The sequence below is a fragment of the Methylophaga sp. UBA1464 genome, from assembly GCF_002325665.1.
In the GTDB taxonomy this organism is placed as follows: domain Bacteria; phylum Pseudomonadota; class Gammaproteobacteria; order Nitrosococcales; family Methylophagaceae; genus Methylophaga.
Genome location: NZ_DCSO01000011.1, coordinates 6825 through 9208, shown reverse-complemented (window position 1 = coordinate 9208; position 2384 = coordinate 6825). Strand labels below are relative to the sequence as shown.

Annotated in this window: 2 protein-coding genes; both read right to left on the bottom strand. The window is 44.9% G+C overall.

Annotated features, from left to right (window positions below; translation table 11 throughout):
* Nucleotides 1-1133: ATP-grasp domain-containing protein (locus B3O33_RS00825; protein ID WP_292362739.1), on the bottom strand; the 1133-nt coding region annotated here is incomplete at its 3' end.
* A gap of 216 nt (nt 1134-1349) precedes the next feature.
* The gene (locus B3O33_RS00820) at nt 1350-2369 is read right to left on the bottom strand and encodes an MFS transporter (protein WP_292362738.1); all 1020 of its coding nucleotides are present in this window, start codon (nt 2367-2369) and stop codon (nt 1350-1352) included.
* Between the last annotated feature and the right edge of the window lie 15 nt (nt 2370-2384).

Genomic DNA, 2384 nt, shown 5'->3' with positions numbered 1-2384 from the left:
TTGGTGACGGTTTCTTCCAGTGGTGCAGTAAGCTCATGGAAATCGAAATAGGGATGATCTTCGGTGTCTTGTGGTATTTCCAAACGACTGACTACGCGACGACGGGGGTAAACCCCGAAACATCCAGCGACGCCTTTTGCGTCAACCACTTCTTTGGGAAAGAAACTGCTGATTTCTTCTTCCGTTGTTTTTGGATCAAACGACAAAATCAAAGCGTGGTAAGCGTTAAAGCCATAAGCCCGCTCTAATAGTTCGAAAACCTTAAAACCTGGCGGGCGATAAGCAACCTCACCGAAGTACATTTCGCCATCACTCGTCACAAAGTATTCCGGATGCACAAAGCCAAACTCAATATCAAAGGTTTTAATCAGTTTTTCAATTTGTCTGGTAATTTCCGGACGATATTGTTCAAGTTCCGGGGTTGCCGGTACAAACACTGAATAACCCAAGGTCACATATTCAGAAATATTCAGAAAACGGATTTTGCCATTATGGATCCAGGCCTCGACAGCGAACTCCCAGCCATCCAGATGTGATTCCATTAAAACTGGAAACTCTTCATCCGGGATCATATCCACTTCATCAGGGGTACGAATTACCCGATGTCCAAGACATCCGGCTTTATCAAAGGCTTTAAGATGAATAGGGTCGTTGGGATCACCATCAAGTTTGAGCAAGGTCTGATTGACACGTTTCAGAAAACGCACCACATCATCTTTATCATGGGCCTCTTCGAAAATACCGACCCGGATTCCACCCAGTTGAGCGCGACGTTTCATCAGAGCTTTATCGCGTAATAACAGCGACTGACCAAATAATCTTGGGTTATCCATTAACACCGAATTGATGGCACCGGCCCATTCAACCGTTTCCTCAAACAAGGGAATCGCCACATCAACACCGGCTTCTTGCAGGGTCTGGGCAATTTCCAAAGAACGATCATTGAGTCGTTCAAAATTCCATTTGATGTAGGGAATGTTGTGCTCAGTGCAGTATTCTTCTGCCCAATCAGGCGCGACAACAACATATTGTCGGTCAAATGATTCGGCAGCTTCAACAGCGTTCAGACTCCATCCTAATAATGCAATATAACCTTTATCCGGATTGAAGCTGTGTTTCGCTGATTCTGCCATAAATTACCACCTTTTGAAATTTAATAAATAAAACAATACCTTACAGATTTTGGGGCGATATTGATAATCGTCGCAAGCAATTATAAAGTCATTGAAAGACGTCATCGTCATGCAGGGTGCCATTGTCCACGGCAGATAAAACGTGACCCTAAAGGGGACTGTTTAAGCAGTAATTGGTTTCATTTGCGCGTATTTGACAGAGTAGTACGGTAACGATTATGCGTTTTTTGAATAAATGGCGGCATATCGATGTGGATTAAAGGCACAGGCCATGAGCAGGGCGATCATTCCTAATCCAGCGAGTGCAATCCAGGCCATAGAAAAGCTCTGTAATGAATCACGAATCCAACCTGCAATCCAGGGTGCTATCGCGGCAATCATTGAACCGATACCCTGGACAAAACCAGCAAGTTTTCCCGCCAGCATAGAATTCGGTTGATGGTCCATCGTCACAATCAACGCCATTGGAAAAATGCCGCCAATTCCCAGCCCGGCAATCGCTGACCAAAGCCAAAGACTGATATCCGGTCTCAAAGCCATACCACCAAAACCGATGATTTGGAGAATACATAAAATAAACAAAATCCGTCGTCTATCAATGTTTTTTGCTGACAGAGCAGGGAACAGCAGACCGGCAACCACTTCCATCGCAGTTAATAAGCCCAGCATCAATCCGGCTTGTTTCGCGTTAAAACCCTGTTCAATGGCATAAGGCGACAACCAGGCTAACACGCAAACATAACAGCTGGAACCGAGCGAAAAAAAGACAGCCAGATACCAGCTACGAGAATTGCGCCATAATCCGGGCGTTTTGATATCCGTTGAATTTTCATGCTGAAAACGTCGCGCATCAGGTTTATAAAGCAGCCAGGCTATCAATGCCACCACGGCCAGCAGACTCCAGCTACCGAGTCCCATTTTCCAGCCATATTCCGCTTCAATAAATGGCGATAAAGAAGCCGATATTGCTGCACCAGCCATAATTCCAGTGATATAAAACCCCATCATTTTGGGATGTTGTGATCCATAAATATTCTTGATGACCATCGGCATTAACGCCTGAATTAAGGCGATGCCCAAACCCGCTAACAAAGCAGTCATAATCAGGACGCTGGCGTTAACGGCCCATAACCTTAATGCTGCCGAGACGACAAGTAACAGAATTGAAAAAATAATGATCTGATTGACCCCAAAACGTTTGGCCAGGGTATAACCAATCAAACAGAATAGACCCATCGCAAATACCGGTAA

Excerpts from the sequence above, each read along its gene's own strand:
- B3O33_RS00820 (WP_292362738.1), bottom strand. The coding sequence starts at position 2,369 with ATGGGTCTATTCTGTTTGATTGGTTATACCCTGGCCAAACGTTTTGGG.